The sequence below is a fragment of the Helicobacter sp. MIT 05-5294 genome (genome assembly GCF_000765675.1).
Classification (GTDB): Bacteria; Campylobacterota; Campylobacteria; order Campylobacterales; family Helicobacteraceae; genus Helicobacter_D.
This window is the reverse complement of sequence record NZ_JRPA02000062.1, coordinates 1-1498: the sequence shown is the minus strand read 5'-3', so window position 1 is coordinate 1498 and position 1498 is coordinate 1. Positions and strand designations below refer to the sequence as shown.

Sequence of the window (1498 nt, the reverse complement as noted above, 5' to 3'; positions counted from 1 at the left end):
TAACTCTATACCTAAAGTAGAATAAGCTTTGTCTTTTTGTAGGATTGTTTGTAAAGTATAAGTAGAGGGGGTAGAATCTTTAGATTCTAAATTGGCTTGCATTGCAAGAGAATCTTGGTTAGGGTTTAAATGATTGTTAATGTTTAGATTGTTGGAATCTGTATTCATATTAGCATTAAAATGATTGATATTATTATTTACATTCTTTACAATATTTCTTTACAATGCGTTCAATTTCGGTTTGGTATTCTGGGGAATCGTAGAGTTCAAGACAAGATTCAAGGTCTTGAAAAGCATATTTACCTCCTTTAAACTGCTTTTCTATAAAGTTTTTTATTTCTTCTATGCCCCCTTTTCCACCCCCTTTCTCAAGAATCATTTCCCTTATAAGTGAATTCGCATAATATCTTGAATGACATTTAAAGTATTTTAAGCAATAATCAATCCCCACAAGCTCATACTTTTTCCTCGCGCTTTCTTGAAACATTTTTTTGGCTATCTTATCATCTTGAAGTATATGCCTATAAAGGTTCACCCTTGATGTATCGGCATCTGCTGCCATTATATTATTAGATAGAATACTCACAAGAATACATAATATTGATATTTGCTTTTTCATCATTTCACCTCCCAAAAGTAAAACTCACTCACTAAAGGGTGTGTATTCTCTGGATCATTTAAATAATCGTATCCATAAAGATTTTCTACACTTGATTCTTTATTCATTTTTACATCTACAAAATCGTCTTCCTCCCATAATGTAGTATGTCGGATTCTATTGCCTTGTAATCTCATCGCTACGATTCCTTTTCTTTTGAATGATTTAAATTCTTCAAATAAAGCTTTATTTTGCTTCTTGCTGTTCATTGTATGGTAAAAATCCTCCGAGCAACCACAAAGAATGGATTGTTTAATTGCTTGATCATATATCTTTGGTTTGTGCCATATAGTGGATAAAATCTCAATGATACCATCAACAGAGATTCCATAATATGAATTATTGATAATCCAAGCGTTGTTTGGCGAATTCTGATTTTCTTCCTTTGCAAGTGGAATCGCAGTGTTGTTTATCGCATAGCTTACCCTTGTAGCACAGGTGTTATACCGCTTGTTTCTATCTTCATTAAAGAAATTGAACAATCTATCGCTCACTGCTTTATATCGTGCCCCCGACATATTAATATACAGCTTTTTCACTCTTTCTTGTGCTTCAGATTCCGTTATAATGTTTGCTTGGTATTGCTTAATTACTTCCCAATACTCCCCTATAAATTCTTTAGAGCCAACTCTCGTTATCTCCTCATACGCCTTCTTCACGCTTTCAAAGCTTGGTCTTTGAATCTTTATTGACGCTTTCTTATTTCCACAACGCACTTCCCATTCTATTGGCATTATTTTCCTTTAAACACATTCTTTATTACTGCTTTATTATTATGTATTTTAGCACAAGTTGTAAATCTTTGATAATTTGAAGATTCTAAGGTTATTTCTATCTCCT

Annotated in this window: 2 protein-coding genes; both read right to left on the bottom strand. The window is 32.8% G+C overall.

Translation table 11 applies throughout. From position 1 onward, the window contains the following. Positions 1-193 precede the first annotated feature (193 nt). Entirely contained in the window at positions 194-619 is a 426-nt protein-coding gene (locus LS69_RS10030) for a hypothetical protein (protein ID WP_138124695.1), read from the bottom strand. Further along, the gene (locus LS69_RS10025) at positions 619-1392 is read right to left on the bottom strand and encodes a T6SS effector amidase Tae4 family protein (RefSeq protein WP_138124692.1); all 774 of its coding nucleotides are present in this window, start codon (positions 1390-1392) and stop codon (positions 619-621) included. The genes LS69_RS10030 and LS69_RS10025 overlap by 1 nt, the downstream gene beginning before the upstream one ends. Between the last annotated feature and the right edge of the window lie 106 nt (positions 1393-1498).